The following is a 20,052-nucleotide window of genomic DNA, read 5'->3' as shown; positions in this document are numbered from 1 at the left end:
TCGTTCGACATGATCTGCAGACCAGGTCGAGCCAGCTCGGCGCGCATCAGCAGCGCCATCACGCCGCCGATCAGGAAGAACGCGAACGACGTGACCAGATACAGCGTTCCGATCGTCTTGTGATCAGTGGTCGTCAGCCACTTGAGGTGCCTCATGCCCCGCCTGTGTCCGGTCCGGGCACGCCGGTCACACTCGGATGACGCGACGAGAATCACGGAAACGGGTGTGACGATCCGGATGGTGCCGGACACGAACGGGACATGAGCAACGACGAGATCTTCGCCGCTGCCTATCGCGAGCACTACTGGGCGGTCAGCCGCTATGTCGCGCGGCGACTGGACGGGCGGACCAGCGAGGTGGAGGAAGTGGTGGCGGAGGTGTTCACGGTTGCCTGGCGACGCCGGGCCGACCTGCCGGGATCCCCGCTGCCCTGGCTGTACGGCGTGGCCCGCAACTGCCTGGCGAACGCGGTACGCGGCTACGGGCGGCGGCGCCGGCTGGTCGACCGGCTGGGCAACGACGAGACCGCACACGGCCGGCAGATCGTGGCGAGCCCCGACGCGGAGACACCGGGCGCCTGGGTGCACGAGGCGCTGGCCCGGCTGTCCGAGGCCGATCAGGAGGTGCTGCGCCTGACGGCATGGGAGGAACTGGGCGTCGACGAGGTGGCCGTCGCCCTCGGCTGCGGCACAAGGGCCGCAGCGATGCGGCTGCACCGCGCCCGGCGCCGGCTGAGAGCCGAGATAGACCGCATGGGTCCTCTGCGCCCCACCGCGCCCTCCGCCGACGCGACCCCCTCGAAGGGACACGGCCATGGCTGACGAACTCGAACTCCTGCGCCGCGCCAACCCGGTACCGGTCGACGGTCCCCACTACGGCGACGGCCCCCTCGACCACCACGCCGAACGCCGGCTCAACCGGCTGCTGCACGAGCGCCCCAAGGGCCGCCGCCGCACCCGGCTCGTCTGGGGCCTGGCCGCCACCGCCGTCGTCGCCGCGACCGCGCTGACGCTGCTGCTCGGCGGCCCCGGCACCGCGCCTGCCGTCGCCGCACCCCGCCCGCTGGTCGTCCAGGCCGACTCCACCCCCGTACCCCTGGACGAACTTGCCGACCGTGCGCAGCGGCAGACCACGGCCGAGGATGCGCCGAAGCTGCGCAAAGGCACGCATGTGCAGTCCTGGAGCCTGGGCATGAGCGACGACAAGCCTCCGGTGACGCTCCCGGAGGAGCGGGTCGTGCGCTGGAAGGCCGACAGCAGCCACACGGAGCTCGTGGTGGCGACCGACCCGCGCCACCCCGGCCGGCCGGTGGTCCGCGACGACGGCGGTGATCCGCACCTGGTTGAGGACGGCCATGTCATCAGCAAGCAGAGCTACCCGCCGAGCTGGAGCGACGCGCCGCCCGAGTCGCCGCCGCCGAACGACACGGCGCGGCTGCGGGCCTATCTCCAGGAAGCCACGTACTCCCACACCAGGCTGACGACTCCCGAACTCCTCGACGCAGTAGCGGTGTTGCTCGACCACTGGACCCTCGGCGCCCGGGAGTCCGCGACGCTGGCCCGGCTCCTCGCGGGCACCGAGGGGCTGCGGCCGGCCGGCCAGGTCACCGACCGGCTCGGGCGGCGCGGCCAGGCGTACGAGTACGAGGGCGCCGGATACCGCCGGATGCTGATCATGCAGCCGTCCACCGGCGCGGTCCTCGGCCTGGAGACCGTCTTCACCAGGGCGGAGCCGCAGTACGGCGTCAAGGCCGGCGACGTCATGGACTACAGCGCCTGGATGCGCTGATCACACCCCGAGCTGCCGGGCGGCGGCATCCACGGTCTGCTCCAGCAGCGTGGCGACCGTCATCGGACCGACACCGCCCGGCACCGGAGTGATCAGCCCGGCCCGCTCCACGGCCGAGTCGAAGTCGACCTCGCCGATGTTGCCCGGGTTGTAGCAGGCGTCGATCACGACCGCGCCGGGCTTGATGTCCTCGCCCCGGATCAGCCGCGGCCGGCCCGCGGCGGCGAGCACGATGTCCGCCTCCCGCACGACCGAGGACAGGTCCCGGGTGCGGGAGTGGCAGTACGTCACCGTCGCGTCACGGGCGAGCAGCAGCATGCCGGCCGGCCTGCCGAGGATGGCGCTGCGGCCCACGACCACGGCCCGCTTCCCCGACGGGTCGACGCCGTACTCGTCGAGCAGCCGCATGATGCCGCCCGGGGTGCACGACACGAAGCCCGGCAGGCCGAAGCTCATCGTCGCGAACGAGGCGAAGGTGACGCCGTCGACGTCCTTCTCGGGCGCGATCGCCTCGAACGCGGCCCGCTCGTCGATGTGCTCACCCATCGGGTGCTGCAGCAGAATGCCGTGCACAGCAGGGTCGCTCGACAGGGAACGCAGGGCGCCGACGAGTTCGGCGGTGGTCGTGGCGGCGGGAAGCTCCACGTGGCGGGAGTCGATGCCGGCCTTGCGGCAGCGGTGGCGCTTCATCCGGACGTAGGTGACCGAGGCGGGGTCCTCGCCGACCAGCACCGTCGCCAGACAGGGCGCCGTTCCGGTCCGTTCGGTGAGGTCGGCCGCCCGCTTGGCCGTGTCCTCGACGATGCGCCGGGCAAGGGAGGTGCCGTCGATGAGCCGGGCCTGGGACATGATCCACTCCTGGGCTGGTGTGACCGTATCGCCCAGGCGCACGGCATCGACTCCGCGTGGCCGCTCCCCGGTGGTGCTCCACCTCAGCGCCAGTCACGGCCCGCCCCCAGACTGGCCGAGCCGCCACGGCGGTCTGAAGCCGCTTTCACCGGTGCAGGACGCGCCGTCTGCGCGCAGCGGGAAGCGGGCGGGACCGCCTCGCTCTCAGTATCGACCGCAGCACGGCCACCGACGCCAGCCGTTGTGCCGTGCCCGTCCGAGGCCGGGCCGGGCGCACTCGTCCCAGCGTCGCACGGGCCGAGAGGGTCCAGGTCAATCGGGAGGTGACCTGGACCCTCGCGGTTCCGCCTCCTACTCGTCCCATGCCTGGATCAGGACCTCTTCGGCGATCTTGCCGTCGCGCAGCGTGATCATCGACTCGGCCAGGACACGCGTTCCGTCCGCGTACTGGCAGGACTGGCTGTAGGCGGCGTGGTCGCCCTGAACGATGCACTGGTCCATGTGGTGCGTCATGTCGCGGCTGTAGATGTCCTCGAACATCGCGCCGATCTCCTGGCGACCGCGCAGGACCTTGGGCTGGCTGGGCTGGGTGTTGCGGTCGACGATGCGTATCTGCGCGTCGTCCGTGTAGAGCGACAGAAGATCCGCCGCCGTGTGTCCTTCGACCCCCTTGCGCAGGGTGTCCGCGCTGAAGCCGGGAGTTGCCGTGGTGCCCATGATGACCTCCTTCGAGGGCTGCGACCCGAGGAGCTGCGGGCCGCGAAGGACCTCTCCTCTGAGGCTCCTCCGCCGCGGCAGCCTCGGCAAGCGCAGCCGGAGCACTGCCCCTGATGGGTGAGCGGCGGGGCGTGGCCGTGACCGCCGCGGGTCCGGTGGCGTTGTGGGAAGCATGATCTCAACACGACGTATCGTCGCCGCCGTTGGTCTCGCCGCAGGAATCACCGCCCTTGCCGCACCTCTTGCCTGTGCGTCCGACGCGACCATCCAGAACAAGGACGCCGGCGAGCTCAACCCGATCTCCACGCTCGACTCGCTCGCCCAGAGCGGTATCCCGGCGGAGCGCCGGGCCGAGGTGCCGCGCCCCTCCGAGCAACTGCGGCACCTCAACCGCCTCAACAACCTCGAGCAGCTGGACCGGGTCGCCCGCATGGGAGCCGCCAGCGGGTTCCCGGGGGCCCTGTAACCCGCCGACGCCGCATCGAACGTCCCCCCACAGCGAAAGGGCCGCCCGGAGACGGGCGGCCCTTTCGCTGTGCCGGTGACCTGGTCACGACCCTGCTGTTGAAGGGTGAAGGAAGTGGAAACCGGGCCGGGGGTGCATCAGGAAGTCGTGGTGCGAGATGTTCCACGCGTAAGCCCCCGCCAGCGAGAACACCACCCGGTCGCCGGCCCTGAGCCCCGGCGCGGGTACCCGCCGGGCCAGGACGTCCTTCGGCGTACACAGCTGCCCGGCCAGCGTGACGCGGTCGCCTCCGGCGGCCGACCGCGGCCACGGGTGCGGCCAGGCGTCCACCTTCAGCACGGAGCAGGGCTGGTCGTGCCCCTTCGTCGCCGGAGTCCGCAGATGGTGGGTGCCGCCGCGGACCACCGCGAACTCCTCGCCGTGGCTGCGCTTCACATCCAGCACCTCGGTGGCGTACCAGCCGCAGTACGCCGTCAGCGCCCGCCCCGGCTCGATGCGCAGGGTCAGCCCGGGGTGCGCCTCGGTCAGACGGGCGAGCCCGCTGCCGTACGCGGACCAGTCGAAGCGGCGCTCCGGATCGTCGTAGTCGACGGTCATGCCGCCGCCGATGTTGACCTCGGCGAGCGGAACACCGAGGCCCCTCGCCCAGGTCACCACGGACTCGGCCACCGCCAGCTGCTCCGCCGCCTCCAGTCCACTGGCCAGGTGTGCGTGAACGCCCCGTAGGTCGAGGTGCGGATACGTCCCGTCGGCGAGCGCCCGGACGACGGCGACGGCCTGCGCCGGATCCAGTCCGAACGGCGTAGGACGGCCCCCCATCGCCAGTGAGCTGCCCGCCAGCGCCCCGTCCGCGACCGGAAGATTGACGCGGACCAGCACCGCCACCCGTCGCCCCGGCGCACACGTCCGCGCCAGCTCGGCCAGCATGCGCAGCTCGTACTCGCTCTCCACATGGAAACGCCCGACGCCGAGCTCCAGCGCGGCCCGCACCTCGTCCGGCGTCTTGCCGGGACCGCCGAAGGCGAGCGGGAGCTCCGGCACCGCCCCCGCGACATGGGTGAGTTCACCGCCCGAGGAGACCTCGTAGCCGTCGACGTACGGGCCGAGCGCGCCGAGGATCTCCGGCTCCGGGTTCGCCTTGGCGGCGTAGTACATCTCGACCCGCGCGGGCAGTGCGGCCCGGACGGCCGCGGCATGGGCACGCAGCGCCGCCAAGTCGTAGATGTACGCGGGCAGTTCGGCGGAGGGCAGGGACAGGACGCGGTCGTGGACCGCGGGTGTCGGGTCCGTCATCGGGTGCTCCCGGTCGTGTCGCGCAGGATGTCCTCGGCGAGCGGGGACGGCAGCCGGACGTAGCCGGCCTCCCGGTCCGCCTTGCGCTCCCAGCGGGTCAGCAGGTTGGCCTTGGCGGGCAGCGGCACCCCGGCGAGCAGGGCGGCGAGCCTCGGCGGGCAGCCGTGACGGTCGGCGTACGCCTGGAGCGTGCCGCGGACCCGGGCCCACAGGGCCGCCTCGGCCTGCGGGTGCAGGTCGGCGAGGGCGGCGAGCAGCTCGGCGATGTGGTTGACGAGCAGGCAGTACACGACCCGGTCCCAGCCGCGCTGCGCGTCGTAGGTCATCGGGCCCGCGACGTCGGACGGCAGCGCGGCCAGCGTCTCGGCATGGTGTTCGGGCACCAGCTTGGTGCCCTCCAGGTCGCGGAAGAGGACCTGGGCGGGCATCCCGTCGGCACCGACGCACAGCAGGACGTTCTGCAGGTGCGGTTCCAGGACCAGGCCGTGGTCGAAGTACGCGGCCAGGACGGGCGGGACGAGCAGATCGAGATACGTCGACCACCAGGCGAGGGTCGTGCGTACGTCCGCTCCGTCGAGGAGGCGGGAGACGTGGGCGGCGCCGGTCGGATACTCGTCGGCGACGGCCGCCGCGAGCAGGGGAACCGTGCCCGGGGCGAGGCGGCGCGGCAGGCCCTCGCGGACGATGACGCCGAAGCCCTCGAACAGCTCGCGGTCGGGGGTGCCGTCCGGGCCGGGGAGGGCCAGCGTGCGGTAGGCCGGCTCGCGCAGCACGGCGCTGCCGGGGAAGCGCTCGGCCAGGTCGGCGAGTGCCGGGGCCAGCACACGGGTCAGGGCGACGGCGCCGGACAGCTCGTAACTGCTGTTCTTGCGCAGGCAGTTGGTGATCCGGACGTTCAGGCTGAACTTGAGGAAGGTCTCCCCGTCGTACAGGGTGCGCACCGAGGCGGTGGCCGCGAAGGGCTGCCCGCCCGGGCCCAGGTCGAGGACGTCGCCGCGGTCGAGGGCGGCGCGCAGGGCCGGGTGGGTCCGGAGCGTCTCGTACTGCCAGGGGTGCGCGGGCAGCAGCCGGTACCCCTCGGGGAGGTCCGTGCGCAGCCCGTCCAGCGGGGCGGTCGCCGACGGGTCCGCGCACTCCTCGGCGATCAGGTGGGCACGGACGGCGAGGTGCCGCAGCGGGAAGGAGGCGCCGGCCTCGGGGGCGTAGGCGGACCAGGCGTGCGGGTCGCCGGTGCGGGCCTTGGGCGTGGGGTGGAAGCGGTGCCCGAACAGCAGGGACTGCTCGGAGGCCAGATAGGCGGAGAGCCGGTCGTCCGGGAGGCATGCGGGTCGCTTCGCGGCGAGCGCGGTGGTGATGGCGTCGTGGCTGGAGGCGATCTGCTCCAGGAACTCCTCGTTGCGCACACCGGTGCGCAGCGACAGCTCGTCGTGCGTGTACTCGGCCAGGCGCCGCCAGTCCACCTCCGACCAGCCGTCGCCGCCCTGTTCGCTCACGGGGCCGGTGAAGCGGTGCGAGCCCAGCAGCGAGGTGCGGCGCAGCGCGACCCGCAGCAGCACTCCACGGCGGGGCAGCCGCAGCAGCAGCCGGCCGTCGGCGACGACCGACTGGTGCTCGGGGCCCGATACCTCGCGCAACAGGCAGTTGAGGAGGGTGTGGGCCACGACGTCGTCGGCGGAGGGGAGCCCGGCGGGCGCGGCGGTACTCCCGGAGAGCGAGGTCGCGGGCCCCCCGGACGGGGTCTGGGGACGGGTCAGCGAGGGCATCAGCGGCTCCTGCGGGTGCGGGGGGTGAGCGGGGGGAGGGCCGTGGCCAGTACGGTGACGGCGGCGGCCGCGCTGCCGATGAGCACGGGTGCGGCCGGGCCGAAGCGGGCGCTGCCCGCCGCCGCGGCCACTCCGGCGGCGACCGCCCCGGCCTTGGAGAAGAACTCCAGCGAGCCGAACATCCCGCCCGGCGCCCTGCCCTTGGCGCAGTCGGCGGCCAGCACCGACAGGCACACCAGGCCGAGCGTGAGACCCGCGCCCAGCAGCAGCCGTACGGCGATCAGCGTGGGCAGGGAGCCTGCGATCCCGTGTCCGGCGAGCCCGAGCGCGATGCAGGCGAAGCCGAGCGCGATCCCGGTGCGGGGGCGGGTGTGGAAGGCGGAGTGCACGGCCAGCGCCGAGACCAGATAGCACAGGTGGGGGAGGGCGAACAGCACGCCGGACAAGGTCGGCGAGGTGCCCGGGAGGCGGTCGTCGACGAGGGCGATCAGATAGGGGAAGGAGATGACGGTGGAGAAGACGAAGGCGAACTCCAAGGCGTACAGGGCCTTGAGTGAGATCACCGGCGGCTCGTGCACGGCAGGCGTCCGAGGGTCGTTCTCCGACTCCTGCGCGGCAGGCTCCGGTTCGGGCAGTGCCGCCAGCAACAGCGCCGCCGCCAGGGGCAGTACGGCGAGCAGGGCGTACTGGCGGTGCGGTGACAGCCGGCCCGACAGCGAGCCGACCACGATCGGGGCCACGACCAGGGCGGCCCGCGCGCTGCCCTGCATCAAGGTGAGCGCCTTGGACAGGGCCGGCCCCTCCAGGGCGGCCCCCAGGTAGCCGTTGGAGGCGGCGAACGTGCCGCCCAGGATGCCCTGGAGCACCAGCGCCACGGTGAACGTGGCCAGGGAGTCGGCCCAGCCCGCGAGCAGGAAGGCCACGGCCAGCCCCAACTGGGCGCGCAGCAGCAGTCGTTTCCGGCCGTAGCGGTCGGCGAGCCGCCCCCACAGCGGGGCGCCCAGCGCACCGAACACGGTCGGCACGACGTACAGCACCCCCGCCCAGCGGGCATGGCGGTCACCCAGCTCCGGGAGGATCTCAGTGAGATACGGCGGCAGCCCGAGCGCCGCGAAGGACGCCACGAAGTAGCAGCCCGCGACCGCGTGCACATGCCCGCGGGTGAACGCCGTACCCGGCATCCGCAGCGTGTCGGCGCTCATGCGCAACCACCGTCGGGCAGCAGGTAGTTGGGGCCGCTCGTGTAGTGCTTGTTGACGTCCGCGGCGCCCGAGCGCTCCTTGCTGAGCAGCGTGCCGGCCGTGACCATGGCCTTGACCGGCAACCGCGGCGCCTCGAGGACGTGCGCCCGCAGGACCGCGCCCGCCTCACCGCCGAGCCGGTCGACGGCCTCCGCGAGCCGTGCGCGGACAATCCTCAGCAGTGCGTCCCGCTGTCCGGCGAGCCCGAACGCGTAGGCCCCCGCGCACAGATGAACGGTGATGGTGGCGAACACGTCGGCGACCGGCCCGTCCCCGGCGGTGAAGGTCCGCGGGTCGTCGAAACCCCACGGCCCGGGCAGCACGGCCGCAAGTCGCGAGGTGTTGACGCGGGGCCCGTCGTTGTCCTTGAACAGCAACCGCGGACCGCCCGGCGCCAGCACCAGCGAGACGTTCTGCTGGTGCGACTCCAGCGCGATGCCGTAGCCGAACAGGGTGGTCTGCCAGTCGAACAGCAGCGACAGACAGGCGTCGAACAGGGCCAGTGGATCGCCGCCGTAGAAGCGGTCGGCCAGGTGGTCGAGGACCAGTCGCCCGCCGGGCGCCTCGGCGAGCAGCGCGGCCAGCGGAACCACGACGGAGTCCTCGGGGGTGGCTGGCAGGCGGCGGCACAGAACCGCGAGGAGTTCGTGGCCCGCATGCGCGTACGTGGTCTCGTCGGCGTGCAGGATCGTGTCCCGGAAACGGGGTTCGCGCGCGGCCACCGCCTCCACCAGGCGCTGCCCCGCCGCGCCGTCGACGAGCGTGCCGGGCTTGATGGAGCGCTTGTTGCGCAGACCCAAGGTGGCCGTGACCAGGGGTAGTTTGAGGTGCAGGGAGGGATCCGCGGCTACCGCGACCGTGCGCATCGAGAGTGTCGGCACGACTTCGAGGTGGGCCTGCTCGGCGAGCAGCGCACGGCCGGCGAGGCCGGTGGTCCGCAGCGCCTCGTCGAGCGGCGCGCCCACGGTCAACGGGTGGACGGGCAGCGCCACATGGGTCTGTTCCACCTCGGGCAGACCGAGCCGCGCAGGCGAGGGCCACAGTTCGGGAAGGGGGCCGGTCAGGGTCACCGTCTCACGCGGCACGGCGAGCCAGCGCAGGGCGAAACGGGGATGGAACTCCGGTGCGTATGCCCGCAGTTGCTCCTCGGTCAGGCCTGCGCGGCCGCGCGCGGTCGGGTAGACGGGATGGTCGAGGCGGGCCGCCAGCGTGTCGTAGGCCGGACCCGTCCACCGGGCCGGATCGTCCCCGTACCGGTCGGTGAGCCGCCGGTCGGTCTCGTCCCGGGTCCGCGTGTGCAGCCGCATCGTGTCCAGCGTCTGACGGCACTCCTCGGCGAACGCGTCGAAGCCGTCGCGGTCCACGGGCTTGGCGAGCTCACGCAGCGCGCCGAGCACCCCTTCGTACGAGGTCAGCTCGGAGCCGTCCGACTCGTACGCGAGCAGGGGCAGCCGGGCGCGGTGCTCGCACTGGTAGCCGTCCTCGGTGACGGGCAGCAGCAGGGCGTCCTCGCTGGTGGGCAACCGCAGCCAGGCGCCGTCGGGTCGGTGCACGAGTGTGCTGCGGCTGCGCAGCCCGACCACGTCCTCCCGCAGCAGGGCGCTGAGCACGCGGGTGAGCAGCTCCGCCTCGCAGGTGTCCGTCACGGTCGGCGCGGTCACGGCCGGATCTCCCAGCGCTGCGCGGCCAGGAAGTCGGCCGACACGCGGTCCACCGTCGCCTGGTCGGTGCCGACGGTCCGCAGGACACCGAGGTAGTCGCGGTTGGTGCGGTACAGCTCGTGCCGCTCGCCCACCGGTCGCAGCGGACGGTACGTCAGATGCACGCCGTCGACGGTCAGTTCCTGGCGTGCGGGGGCTTCGGTCAGGGTTCCGGCGCGGTCGGCGCACGGGTAGTCCAGGCGCGCGGCGCCGTCGCGGCGGGTTCCGAGGTCGGCGGGGAGACGCTCGCCCAGATGGGCGCGGAGGATCAGCTCGAAGAGCGGTATCTCCAGCAGCCGGGCCAGCAGCAGATCGCACTGGTCGCCGATGGCACGGTAGTTGACCTCGATGATCCTGGCCCGGCCCGCGTGCACCACGAACTCCGTGTGGCAGGCTCCGAAACCGACGCCCAGCGCGTCCAGTTGGGCGAGAACCTGCGCGACGACCGCCTCCGGGTGGGCGGGGACGAAGGTGAGGCGCTCCTCGATGAAGTACGGCGGGGGCGACAGCTCGGTGTGGAAGCCGCCCAGCACATGGCGGACGTGACCGTCGCCGAGCGTCTCCAGGGTGTACAGCTCGCCGGGGAGGTACTCCTCGACGAGCAGGACGGCTCCGGGGCGGCGCTGAAGGATGTCCTTGGCGTGTGTGGTCAGTTGCTCGGCGTCGTCGACCAGGACGACGTCCTCGCTGGCCACGCCCTCGCGGGGCTTGAGGACGCAGGGGTACGGCGCGTCGTCCGGCGCGACCGGCTCGGTGAGCTCGGCCGACCAGACCGTGTCCAGGCCGGCGGCGGCGAGCCGGCGCCGCATCTCCGCCTTGTCCTTGGTGGCGAGCGCGGCCCGCCAGTCCTTGGCGGGCAGGCCGAAGTAGGCGGCGGCGAGGGCGGCCTGGGTCTGGAGGTGGTCGCTGTTGGTGAAGACGGCGTCGGGGCGGTGGTGCGTCGAGATGCGGGTGATGACGGCCCGGTGGTCGCGGACGTCGCACTCCAGGACCTCGGTGTCCGGGTGGGCGCGGCGGTGGGCCTCGGGCTGGTCGGTGAGGACGGTGACGTCCAGGCCCAGCCGGGCGGCGGCGGGCAGGAAGCCCTCGGAGACGGAGTCGGTCGGGTTGAGGGCAAGCAGATACAGACGCATGGCTGATGAACAACTTCCGCTGGCGGGTGGGGGGTCGGGGGCGGGCCGCGGCGGTGCGGCGGCCCGCCCCGAAAGAGCGGGAGTTACTTCTTCGGGAGCTCCACGCCGGTGGCCTTCGCCACGTCCTTCAGCATCTGCTCCGCGGCCTGGACGCCGATGCCGGACATCCACGTCTCGTCCGGGACGGTGAAGACCTTGCCGTCCTTGACGGCCGGGAGGGACTTCCAGACCGGGTTGGAGGTGACCTGCTTCTGCTGGGTCTTGTCCGGGGTGTCCGCGGTGGTCACGAAGATCAGGTCGGCGTCGGCCTGGTCGATCTCCTCCGGGCTGACGTCCTTCATGGTGACGGCGGGGTCGTCGGACACCTGGGACTTGGGCCGCTTGAAGCCGATGTCGTTCAGCACGACACCGCTGTAGGAGTTGGTCTGGTAGAGGCGGGTCGGACCGGCGATGAAGCGGACCACGGACGCCGTGGGCATGGTGCCGCCGTCCTTCTTCCTGATGGCCTCACCCAGCGCCTTGGCCTGCGTCTCGTACTCCTTGAGCTTCGCGGCGGCCTGCTTCTCCAGGCCGAGCGCCTCGGCGTGCACCTTGAGGTTCTGCTTCCAGACACCGCCGGTGGTCTCCGTGAAGACGGTCGGGGCGATGGCGGAGAGCTTGTCGTAGACCTTCTCGTGCCGGACCTTCGACGACAGGATCAGATCGGGCTTCAGGGACGCGATCTTCTCCAGGTTGGGTTCGAGGAGCGGGCCGACGTCGGCGGTGCCGTTCAGCTCGCCCTTCAGATACGTCGGGAAGCCGCCCTCCGTCTTGAAGTGCGGGGCGACCGCGCCGACCGGGTCGATGCCGAGCAGGGTGACGTCGTCCAGCTCACCGGTGTCGAGCACCACGACCCGCTTCGGCTGCGAGGGGATCTTGACGTCGCCCATCACCGTCTTGAGGGTGCGCGGGAAGCCGGCGGATCCCGCGCCGGAGGCCTTCGCCGTGTCGACCGCGTCGGTCTTCTCGCTGCCGCAGGCGGCCAGTACGGCCGTACCGAGGACGACGGAGAGCAGCACGGCGATCAGCCGGCCGATTCCGCGCAGGGGAGAGCGCTTGAACATGGGGGGTGGTCTTTCTGGTAGGGGAGGGGTGAGTCAGGCGGATGCGGCCGGTTGCCGGACCGCGCTGCTCTTCGGGACGACCAGCGGTGTGCCGGTCTCCGGGTCGGGGATCACCCGGCAGTCCACGTCGAACACGGACCTGACCAGGTCCGCGTCGAGGACGTCGGCCGGGGTGCCGGCGGCGGCGAGGCGGCCCTCCTTGAGGACCACCATGTGGTCCGCGTAGCGGGCGGCCTGTCCGAGGTCGTGCAGCACCATCACCACGGTGCGGCCGGCCTCGGCGTGCAGGGCGGCGACCAGGTCGAGGACGTCGAGCTGGTGCCGCAGGTCCAGGAAGGTGGTGGGTTCGTCGAGCAGGAGGAGCTCGGTGTCCTGCGCCAACGCCAGGGCGATCCAGGCGCGTTGGCGCTGACCACCGGAGAGCCGGTCGACGGGCTGGTCGCGCAGGGACGCGGTGCCGGTGCGCTCCAGCGCCTCCTCCACCGCCCGCTGGTCCGCGGCCGACCAGGGGCTCAGCAGCCGCTGGTGCGGATACCGGCCCAGGCGTACGAGCGACTCGACGGTGATCGCCTCGGGGGTGACCGGCTGCTGGGGCAGCAGTCCCATCCGGCGGGCGAGCGTCCGCGCCGCCATACGGTGGATGTCCGCACCGTCCAGCGTGACGGTCCCCGCGGACGGGGCGAGCAGCCGGCTCAGGCCCCGCAGCAGGGTCGACTTCCCGCAGGCGTTGGGTCCCACGATCGCGGTGACGGCGCCGCCCGGCAGCGTCAGATCGAGCCCGCCGACGACGAGCCGGTCGCCGTAGCGCAGATCGAGGCCCTGGGTCTGAATCTGGTTGGTCATGCGTGGCTCCTCTGGACGGGTGAGCTCTGCCGGAACATCAGCACCAGCAGCCAGGGCGCGCCCAGCGTGGCGGTGACCGCCCCGACCGGCAGCCCCTCGATCGGCAGGAGGTGCTGCACCACCAGGTCGGAGGCGAGCAGCAGCACCGCTCCGGTGAGACCGGCCAGCCCCAGGGACGCGGCCGTCGGCGGACCGGTGACCAGGCGCACGAGGTGCGGCACGGCGAGGGCGACGAAGGTCACCGGGCCGGCGAGCGCGGCCGCAAGCGATGCCAACGCCACGGCGACGAACAGAAGCTGGAGGCGGGCGGCGGAAGTCCGCAGGCCCAGCGCACCCGCCGATTCGTCCCCGAGGTCGAGCACGGCCAGCCGCCGGTGCAGTACGAGGGTGGCGGCGAACGCGAGCACCATGGCGCCGGCCGCTCCCCACACCTCCGTCCACGTCCGCCCGTACACCGAGCCGGTGGTCCACTGCAGCGCCGACCCGGCGAGCTCGGCCGGGAAGCGCACGATCATCAGGTTCACGGCGGCGGCCAAGCCCGCCTGCACCGCTAGCCCGGTGAGTACCAGCCGGGTGACGGCGAGCCCGGACCGCCAGGCGAACACGCCGAGCAGCAGCGCCGCGAGCAGGCCACCGCCGACAGCCCCGACCGGGATCAGTGCCTGCGAGGCCCCGGCGGCGATCAGCGCGACCGCGCCCAGCGAGGCCCCGCCTGTCACGCCCATGACATCAGGAGACGCCAGGGGATTGCGGAACAGCCGCTGCAGCACGCAGCCCGCCGCTCCCAGACCGGCACCGGCGACGATCGCCGCCACCGCCCTGGGCGCCCGGAACTGCTGCACCACCAGCACGTCCCCAAAATCCCCGAGCCCGACCAGCGCCCGCAGCGCCGTGCCTGCCGGCATGGGCATCTCACCCGTCGTCAGGGACACGGTGAGCAGCACGAAGAGCGCGACGAGACCACTGGCGGCGAACACCAGGACACGGCGGCGTACCCGGACGCGGGACGCGGACTTGGCAGGGGCGGAGGCGACGAGGGCAGTCATCGGGCCACCTTCCGCGCCAGCAGCGCCAGCAGGGGTGCACCCAGGAACGCCGTCACGATCCCGGCCTCCAGCTCCGAGGGGCGGATCACCATCCGGCCGAGAACATCGGCCGCGAGCAGCAGCAGCGGTCCGGCGATCAGGCAACCGGGCACCAGCAGCCGGTGGTCGGCGCCCAGCAGGGGCCGTACGAGATGAGGAGCGGCGAGGCCGATGAAGGCGACCGGCCCGGCCACGGCGACCGCCGAACCCGCGAGCAGGACCACGGCGACACCGCCGGCCAGCCGGATCCGGGCCACCGGCACCCCGAGCGCCTGAGCCGAATCGTCGCCCAGGGCAAGGGCGTTGAGGGCGGGTGACACGGCGAGGGCGACCGCCAGGCCGAGCAGCAGGGTCGGCAGCACCGGCCACAGCACGTCGAGAGGCCTGCCGGACAGGGATCCGGCCAGCCAGAAGCGGGCCTCGTCGAGGGTGCGCTGGTTCAGCAGCATCACCGCCGACGTCCAGGACAGCAGCACCAGTTGGAGCACGGTGCCGCCGAGGGCGAGCCGTACGGGATCGATGTCCCCGGCGCGGCGGGCCAGCGCCTGGGCGAACAGGGCGGCACCCGCGGCCCCGGCGAACGCGAACCACACGTACTGCGCAGGGTCGTTGAGCTTCAGCGCGAAGATCGCGACGACGACCGCGAAACCGGCGCCCGCGTTGATGCCGAGGGTGGTCGGCGATGCGAGCGGATTGCGGGTGATGCCCTGGGCGACGGCCCCGGCGACCCCGAGCGCGGCCCCCACCGCGAGACCGATGACGGTACGCGGCAGCCGCAGCCCGGTGACCACGAGCGCATCCCGGCCCTGGGCATGGCCGAACAGTGCGTCGGCCACCGTGGACAGGGGCACCGACCGGGCACCGAGCGCGAGACTCAGCGCGGTGCAGAGCACCAGGGCGCCCAGTCCGGCGAGGAACACGGGGAGGTGTCTGAGGGCAGGGGAGGGCACACCGACCGGTGCGCCCCGTTGGGTCGCAGTCACAAGCCGTGAGCTTAGGCTAGCCTTGCTTTACTTTTCAATTGGCCATGAGGTGACCCTGACGTGGGGGTTCCATGATCCGCATGAAGTAAGGTAAGGCTGGCCTTGGCAATCTTCTCTCAACTTTCTGTGCTGGAGCGCCCATGCCTTTGGCTCTGAGGACCCCGCCCGCCGGTGCCGTTACGCATGCCCTGGGCGCCACCTACCGCAGACTCGCCGACATCTGCGAAACGCTGGACGTACGGGTCGTCGCGCCGGGCCACGAGGCACAGGCCGCGGTCACCGCAGCCGACTTGGCGTCGGACCGCGACGTGCTCGACGCCTTCGTCGACGCCGAGGCGGCCCGCATCCACGCCCGATACGGCGTCACCGCGCGCCGCGACGTCGCCGCCTCACGCGCCCTGCACGGCTACGCCTGGGCCCTCGGCGTCCTGCTGGGCGGGACCTGGTACCTCGAACGGCGCGTACCCCGCATCCGCCCCGAGGACCTGCGCCTCGATCTCACCACGGGTACGTACGAGATCACCCCCGGCACCGAGCTCGCCTGTCTGCCCGGCGACCCCCTCGCCTCACTTCCCGGCACACTGACGACCCCTCAGGAAGAGTCCCTGCGGGCCGCGTTGCGCATGTCGACGGCCGACCACATGCGCCCGCTGCTGGCCGCGGTCGGCCCGGTCGCACGACGCGGCGCGCGTTCCCTCTGGGGCCTGGTCGCCGACGACCTCGTCTCCGGCATCTGGCACCTCGGCCGCATGCTCGGCCAGGAGACCGCCGCCGTACGAGCCGCCACCGAAGTCCTCCCGATCGCCGTGCCCCCGTACCCGGGCGGCGCCGGCTTCCGCCACCTGACGGGCGACGACGGCCGACGACACCCGACCCGCACGCGCACCGGCTGCTGCATGTTCTATGCGATCAAGCCCGCTGAGGCCTGCGTGACGTGCCCCCGCACCACTGACACGGATCGCCTGCGCAGGTTGGCAGCTGAAAAGGAGACGGCCGGGGGAGCGCCCCAAAGGGGCGCGGGGAACTGCGCGACCAGCCACGATGGTGCTGTAGTCGAACAAGAACCCCTTGCCGTCAGTCGGCGGTGGCAAGAAACTGTGTAGCCGCCAACTCCGCGTACAGCGGATCCGCCGCAACCAGTTCCCGGTGGGTTCCCACCGCCCGCACCCGCCCCGCATCCATCACCACAATCCGATCAGCCATCGTCACGGTGGACAGCCGGTGCGCAACAACAAGAACGGTAGTGGTCCGGGCGACATCGCCGACCGTGTCCCGCAGCGCCGCCTCATTGACCGCATCCAACTGCGAGGTGGCCTCGTCGAGCAACAGCAGCCGTGGCCTGCGCAGCAGCGCACGGGCGATGGCGACCCGCTGCCGCTCGCCGCCCGACAGCCTGGTGCCGCGGTGCCCCACCAGCGTGTCGAGACCGCCGGGCAGCCGGGCGACCAGGCCGTCCAGCCGGGTCGTCTTCAGCACGCGCGTCACCGCGTCGTCGTCCGCGTCCGGGTTGCCCAGCAGCAGATTGTCCCGCAGCGAACCCGACAGGACGGGAGCGTCCTGCTCCACATAGCCGATCGCCGACCGGAGCCTCGGCAACTCCCAGTCCTGCAGGCCGATTCCGTCCAGCGTGATGGTGCCGGACTCGGGATCGTAGAACCGCTCGATGAGGGAGAACACCGTGGTCTTGCCCGCACCGGACGGGCCGACGAACGCCGTCATGCCACGGGCCGGCACGGCGAACGTCACCCCGTGATGGACGTACGGCAGATCGTCGGCGTACCGGAAGCGGACCTCGTCGAAGGCGACGGCGGCCGGTTCCGCGCCCGGCGTGGGCAACGGGGCGGGCCGGGCCGCCGGTTCGGAGGGCAGGCTCAGCGCCTCCTGGATGCGGGCGAGGGCGGCGGCGCCCGTCTGGTACTGCGTGATCGCGCCGACCACCTGCTGGATCGGCGACATCAGATAGAAGACGTACAGCAGGAACGCGACCAGCGTGCCGATCCGGACGGCCCCGGTCGCCACCCGCGCACCGCCCACCGCGAGCACCGTGATGAAGGCGATCTGCATCGCGAGACCGGCCGTGTTGCCCGCCGCGGCCGACCACTTGGCGGCGCGCACGCTCTGCCGCCACGACTCCTCGGCGGCCCCGTGCAGCGTCCGCTCCTCCCGGTCCTCGGCACCCGAGGCCTTCACCGTGCGCAGCGCGCCGAGTATGCGCTCCAACGAGGCCCCCATGACACCGACCGCGTCCTGCGCCTGCCGGCTGGCCCGGTTGATGCGCGGCGCGATCACACCGAGCACCGTGCCCGCCCCGAGGATCACGCACAGGGTGACGCCGAGCAGCACCGGATCCACCAGCCCCATCATCACCACCGTCGCGACGAGGGTGAGCCCGCCCGTGCCCAGGCCGACCAGCGAATCGGTGGTGACCTCGCGCAGCAGCGTGGTGTCGGAGGTGATGCGGGCCATCAGGTCGCCCGGCTCGCTGCGGTCCACCGCGGGGACCCGCAGCCGCAGCAGATACGAGGACAGGGCGCGCCGCGCGCCCAGCACCACCGACTCCGCGGTCCGCCGCAGCACATACGAACCGAGCGCGCCCACGGCGGCGTTGGTGACCACCAGCCCCGACATGGCGAGCAGCGCGCCGGTGATGGCCCGGTCGTGCGACAGGTCGTCGATCAGCCCCTTGGCCACCAGCGGCAGCAGCAGCCCGGTGGCCCCGGTGACCAGCGACAGCAGTGCGCCCGTCAGCAGGGTCCACCGGTGCGGCCGTACATAGGCGAGGAGCAGCCGCCAGGCGGGCGGCCGGGGCTCGGTCTCTGGGGTGCTCACGGCGCTCCTCGGGAGTCGTGCGGAGCATTCAGGCTACGTCGGTCGGCAGCCGCCCCGAGGCAGCCTGCTCCGGCGCCGTTACTGATCAGTCACCCGTAGGGTCGGACGTACGGACATCCGCAGACGAAAGGTTTCGACGCCATGGCGCAGGAAGTACGCGGCGTGATCGCACCGGGCAAGGGCGAGCCGGTGCGGGTGGAGACGATCGTCGTGCCGGACCCCGGCCCAGGGGAGGCGGTCGTACGGATCCAGGCGTGCGGGGTGTGTCATACCGATCTGCACTACAAGCAGGGCGGAATCAGCGACGACTTCCCCTTCCTGCTCGGCCATGAGGCGGCCGGTGTGGTGGAGTCGGTCGGCGCGGGTGTCACGGACGTCGCACCCGGTGACTTCGTGATCCTCAACTGGCGTGCCGTGTGCGGGAATTGCCGGGCTTGTCTGCGGGGACGGCCCTGGTACTGCTTCAACACCCACAACGCCGAGCAGAAGATGACCCTCACCGACGGCACCGAACTCTCCCCGGCGCTGGGCATCGGCGCCTTCGCGGAGAAGACCCTGGTGGCGGCCGGGCAGTGCACGAAGGTGGACGCGAGCGTCGCGCCGCAGGTGGCCGGGCTGCTGGGCTGCGGGGTGATGGCCGGCATCGGCGCGGCGATCAACACCGGCAACGTCGGCCGTGGCGACACCGTCGCCGTCATCGGCTGCGGCGGTGTGGGCGACGCGGCGATCGCGGGAGCGAACCTCGCGGGCGCCGCGAAGATCATCGCGGTGGACATCGACGACCGGAAGCTGGCCAAGGCACGCGAGATGGGCGCCACGCACACCGTCAACTCCAAGGAGAGCGACCCGGTGGAAGCCATCCGCGAGCTGACCGGCGGCTTCGGCGCCGACGTCGTCATCGAGGCGGTCGGCCGTCCGGAGACGTACCAGCAGGCCTTCTACGCCCGCGATCTCGCCGGGACGGTCGTGCTCGTCGGTGTGCCCACTCCCGAAATGAAGCTCGAACTGCCCCTCCTGGACGTGTTCGGGCGCGGCGGATCACTGAAGTCGTCCTGGTACGGCGACTGCCTGCCCTCCCGCGACTTCCCGATGCTCGTCGACCTGCACCTCCAGGGCCGGCTGCCGCTGGACAAGTTCGTCACCGAGACCATCCGACTCACCGACGTGGAGAAGGCGTTCGAGCGGATGCACCACGGCGACGTGCTGCGCTCGGTGGTGGTGCTGTGATGGCCGCCCGCATCGAACGCCTCGTCACCTCCGGCACCTTCAGTCTGGACGGCGGCACCTGGGAGGTGGACAACAACGTGTGGATCGTCGGCGACGACCACGAGGTCATCGTCATCGACGCCGCTCACGACGCCGACGCCATCGCCGAGGCCGTCGGGGACCGCCGCCTCGCGGCCATCGTGTGCACCCACGCCCACAACGACCACATCGACGCCGCGCCCGCGCTCGCCGACCGCACCGGCGCGACCATCTGGCTGCACCCCGACGACCTGCCGCTGTGGAAGCTCACCCACCCCGACCGCGACCCCGACGCCCACCTGGCCGACGGCCAGGTCATCGAGGCGGCGGGGGTCGACCTGACGGTCCTCCACACCCCGGGCCATGCACCGGGCGCCGTCTGCCTGTACGACCCCGCCCTGGCCGCGGTCTTCACCGGCGACACCCTCTTCCGGGGCGGCCCCGGCGCGACCGGCCGCTCCTACTCCCACTTCCCGACGATCATCGACTCGATCCGCGACCGCCTGCTCACCCTTCCCCCGGAGACCAGGGTCCTCACCGGCCACGGCGATCCGACCACCATCGGTGCCGAAGCACCCCACCTGGAGGAATGGATCACTCGCGGCCACTGAAACTCCTAGGATCACGTCCCATGACCACGATCCCCGGAACGCTCGAAGACCTCCACGGCGTACGCGTCCTGCGCTGTACGCCCGACGGCCCGCTGCTCGACGGTGAACAGGCCGCGCTCGATCTGATCGGCGATGCGATGGGGTACGAGGCGGAGCTGGTCGCGCTGCCCGTGGAGCGGGTGGCAGACGAGTTCTTCCGGCTGGGGTCGGGGGTCGCGGGCGCGGTCCTGCAGAAATTCGTGAACTACCGGGTGCGGCTCGCCGTCGTCGGCGATCTCTCCCGGCACCTTGCCGAGAGCTCGGCACTGCGCGACTTCGTCCATGAGACCAACCAGGGCGGCCACATCTGGTTCCTGGCGGACGAGGACGCCCTCGCCGCGAGACTGCAACCGTAAAAGGTGAC

General features: G+C 72.1%; 19 protein-coding genes, 1 pseudogene and 1 riboswitch. Of the genes and pseudogenes, 7 read left to right on the top strand and 13 right to left on the bottom strand.

All coding sequences use genetic code 11. The annotated features are described in order from the left end of the window. A pseudogene (locus tag ACWC1K_RS37560) lies at positions 1–215 on the bottom strand (cytochrome ubiquinol oxidase subunit I); the annotation flags it as partial. Positions 216–260: 45 nt separating this feature from the next. On the opposite strand from ACWC1K_RS37560, the gene ACWC1K_RS37555 reads away from it, so the two are divergent. Then, a complete protein-coding gene (locus ACWC1K_RS37555; RefSeq protein WP_450837378.1) occupies positions 261–821 on the top strand; it encodes an RNA polymerase sigma factor in 561 nt (186 codons plus the stop codon). Further along, the gene (locus ACWC1K_RS37550) at positions 814–1,788 is read left to right on the top strand and encodes a CU044_5270 family protein (protein ID WP_450837377.1); all 975 of its coding nucleotides are present in this window, start codon (positions 814–816) and stop codon (positions 1,786–1,788) included. Before ACWC1K_RS37555 ends, ACWC1K_RS37550 begins: the two co-directional genes overlap by 8 nt. Here ACWC1K_RS37550 and ACWC1K_RS37545 read toward each other — a convergent pair whose 3' ends face one another. Together ACWC1K_RS37545 and ACWC1K_RS37540 are read right to left on the bottom strand one after the other, a co-directional pair. After that, entirely contained in the window at positions 1,789–2,637 is an 849-nt protein-coding gene (locus tag ACWC1K_RS37545; RefSeq protein ID WP_450837376.1) for a bifunctional 5,10-methylenetetrahydrofolate dehydrogenase/5,10-methenyltetrahydrofolate cyclohydrolase, read from the bottom strand. A 23-nt stretch (positions 2,638–2,660) separates the two neighbouring features. Beyond that, positions 2,661–2,744: riboswitch (ZMP/ZTP riboswitch) on the bottom strand. Between the two features lie 244 nt (positions 2,745–2,988). Next, positions 2,989–3,354 carry a nuclear transport factor 2 family protein gene (locus ACWC1K_RS37540; RefSeq protein ID WP_450837375.1) on the bottom strand — a complete coding sequence of 122 codons (366 nt, stop codon included), beginning with the start codon at positions 3,352–3,354 and terminating at the stop codon, positions 2,989–2,991. A 172-nt stretch (positions 3,355–3,526) separates the two neighbouring features. Between ACWC1K_RS37540 and ACWC1K_RS37535 the strand changes: the two genes are divergently transcribed. Then, positions 3,527–3,820: a hypothetical protein gene (locus ACWC1K_RS37535; protein ID WP_450837374.1), complete on the top strand. Its 294-nt coding sequence runs from the start codon at positions 3,527–3,529 to the stop codon at positions 3,818–3,820. An 84-nt stretch (positions 3,821–3,904) separates the two neighbouring features. On the opposite strand, the gene ACWC1K_RS37530 is transcribed toward ACWC1K_RS37535, so the two are convergent. The 9 genes from ACWC1K_RS37530 to ACWC1K_RS37490 form a co-directional block, all read right to left on the bottom strand. Then, positions 3,905–5,113, bottom strand: coding sequence for a type III PLP-dependent enzyme (locus ACWC1K_RS37530; RefSeq protein WP_450837373.1), 1,209 nt, complete (start codon positions 5,111–5,113; stop codon positions 3,905–3,907). Continuing rightward, complete coding sequence (locus ACWC1K_RS37525) at positions 5,110–6,876, bottom strand: IucA/IucC family protein (RefSeq protein ID WP_450837372.1); 1,767 nt, start codon at positions 6,874–6,876, stop codon at positions 5,110–5,112. The genes ACWC1K_RS37530 and ACWC1K_RS37525 overlap by 4 nt, the downstream gene beginning before the upstream one ends. Continuing rightward, positions 6,876–8,078: an MFS transporter gene (locus ACWC1K_RS37520; RefSeq protein ID WP_450837371.1), complete on the bottom strand. Its 1,203-nt coding sequence runs from the start codon at positions 8,076–8,078 to the stop codon at positions 6,876–6,878. Before ACWC1K_RS37520 ends, ACWC1K_RS37525 begins: the two co-directional genes overlap by 1 nt. Then, positions 8,075–9,778 (bottom strand): IucA/IucC family protein, encoded by a 1,704-nt coding sequence (locus ACWC1K_RS37515; RefSeq protein WP_450837370.1) that lies wholly within the window; start codon positions 9,776–9,778, stop codon positions 8,075–8,077. The genes ACWC1K_RS37520 and ACWC1K_RS37515 overlap by 4 nt, the downstream gene beginning before the upstream one ends. Beyond that, on the bottom strand, positions 9,775–10,950 hold the full coding sequence (locus ACWC1K_RS37510) for an ATP-grasp domain-containing protein (RefSeq protein ID WP_450837369.1): 1,176 nt from the start codon (positions 10,948–10,950) through the stop codon (positions 9,775–9,777). Before ACWC1K_RS37510 ends, ACWC1K_RS37515 begins: the two co-directional genes overlap by 4 nt. Before the next feature lie 83 nt (positions 10,951–11,033). Beyond that, positions 11,034–12,053 carry an ABC transporter substrate-binding protein gene (locus ACWC1K_RS37505; RefSeq protein WP_450837368.1) on the bottom strand — a complete coding sequence of 340 codons (1,020 nt, stop codon included), beginning with the start codon at positions 12,051–12,053 and terminating at the stop codon, positions 11,034–11,036. Between the two features lie 33 nt (positions 12,054–12,086). Beyond that, a complete protein-coding gene (locus ACWC1K_RS37500) occupies positions 12,087–12,896 on the bottom strand; it encodes an ABC transporter ATP-binding protein (RefSeq protein WP_450837367.1) in 810 nt (269 codons plus the stop codon). Beyond that, the gene (locus ACWC1K_RS37495) at positions 12,893–13,942 is read right to left on the bottom strand and encodes a FecCD family ABC transporter permease (RefSeq protein WP_450837366.1); all 1,050 of its coding nucleotides are present in this window, start codon (positions 13,940–13,942) and stop codon (positions 12,893–12,895) included. Before ACWC1K_RS37495 ends, ACWC1K_RS37500 begins: the two co-directional genes overlap by 4 nt. Then, positions 13,939–14,931, bottom strand: coding sequence for a FecCD family ABC transporter permease (locus ACWC1K_RS37490; RefSeq protein WP_450837384.1), 993 nt, complete (start codon positions 14,929–14,931; stop codon positions 13,939–13,941). Before ACWC1K_RS37490 ends, ACWC1K_RS37495 begins: the two co-directional genes overlap by 4 nt. Before the next feature lie 173 nt (positions 14,932–15,104). On the opposite strand from ACWC1K_RS37490, the gene ACWC1K_RS37485 reads away from it, so the two are divergent. Beyond that, positions 15,105–16,067, top strand: coding sequence for a (2Fe-2S)-binding protein (locus tag ACWC1K_RS37485; protein WP_450837365.1), 963 nt, complete (start codon positions 15,105–15,107; stop codon positions 16,065–16,067). Here ACWC1K_RS37485 and ACWC1K_RS37480 read toward each other — a convergent pair. Next, positions 16,039–17,793, bottom strand: coding sequence for an ABC transporter ATP-binding protein (locus ACWC1K_RS37480; RefSeq protein WP_450837364.1), 1,755 nt, complete (start codon positions 17,791–17,793; stop codon positions 16,039–16,041). The genes ACWC1K_RS37485 and ACWC1K_RS37480 overlap by 29 nt on opposite strands. 141 nt (positions 17,794–17,934) lie before the next feature. On the opposite strand from ACWC1K_RS37480, the gene ACWC1K_RS37475 reads away from it, so the two are divergent. Genes ACWC1K_RS37475 through ACWC1K_RS37465 form a run of 3 tightly spaced genes read left to right on the top strand, consistent with a single transcriptional unit; the run spans position 17,935 to position 20,044 of the window. Further along, positions 17,935–19,020 carry an S-(hydroxymethyl)mycothiol dehydrogenase gene (locus ACWC1K_RS37475; RefSeq protein WP_450837363.1) on the top strand — a complete coding sequence of 362 codons (1,086 nt, stop codon included), beginning with the start codon at positions 17,935–17,937 and terminating at the stop codon, positions 19,018–19,020. Next, on the top strand, positions 19,020–19,649 hold the full coding sequence (locus tag ACWC1K_RS37470) for an MBL fold metallo-hydrolase (protein WP_450837362.1): 630 nt from the start codon (positions 19,020–19,022) through the stop codon (positions 19,647–19,649). Before ACWC1K_RS37475 ends, ACWC1K_RS37470 begins: the two co-directional genes overlap by 1 nt. 20 nt (positions 19,650–19,669) lie before the next feature. After that, positions 19,670–20,044: a DUF4180 domain-containing protein gene (locus ACWC1K_RS37465; protein WP_450837361.1), complete on the top strand. Its 375-nt coding sequence runs from the start codon at positions 19,670–19,672 to the stop codon at positions 20,042–20,044. Positions 20,045–20,052 lie beyond the last annotated feature (8 nt).

The organism is Streptomyces sp. NPDC001492 (genome assembly GCF_053597275.1).
This window is presented reverse-complemented; position numbering and strand designations above follow the sequence as displayed.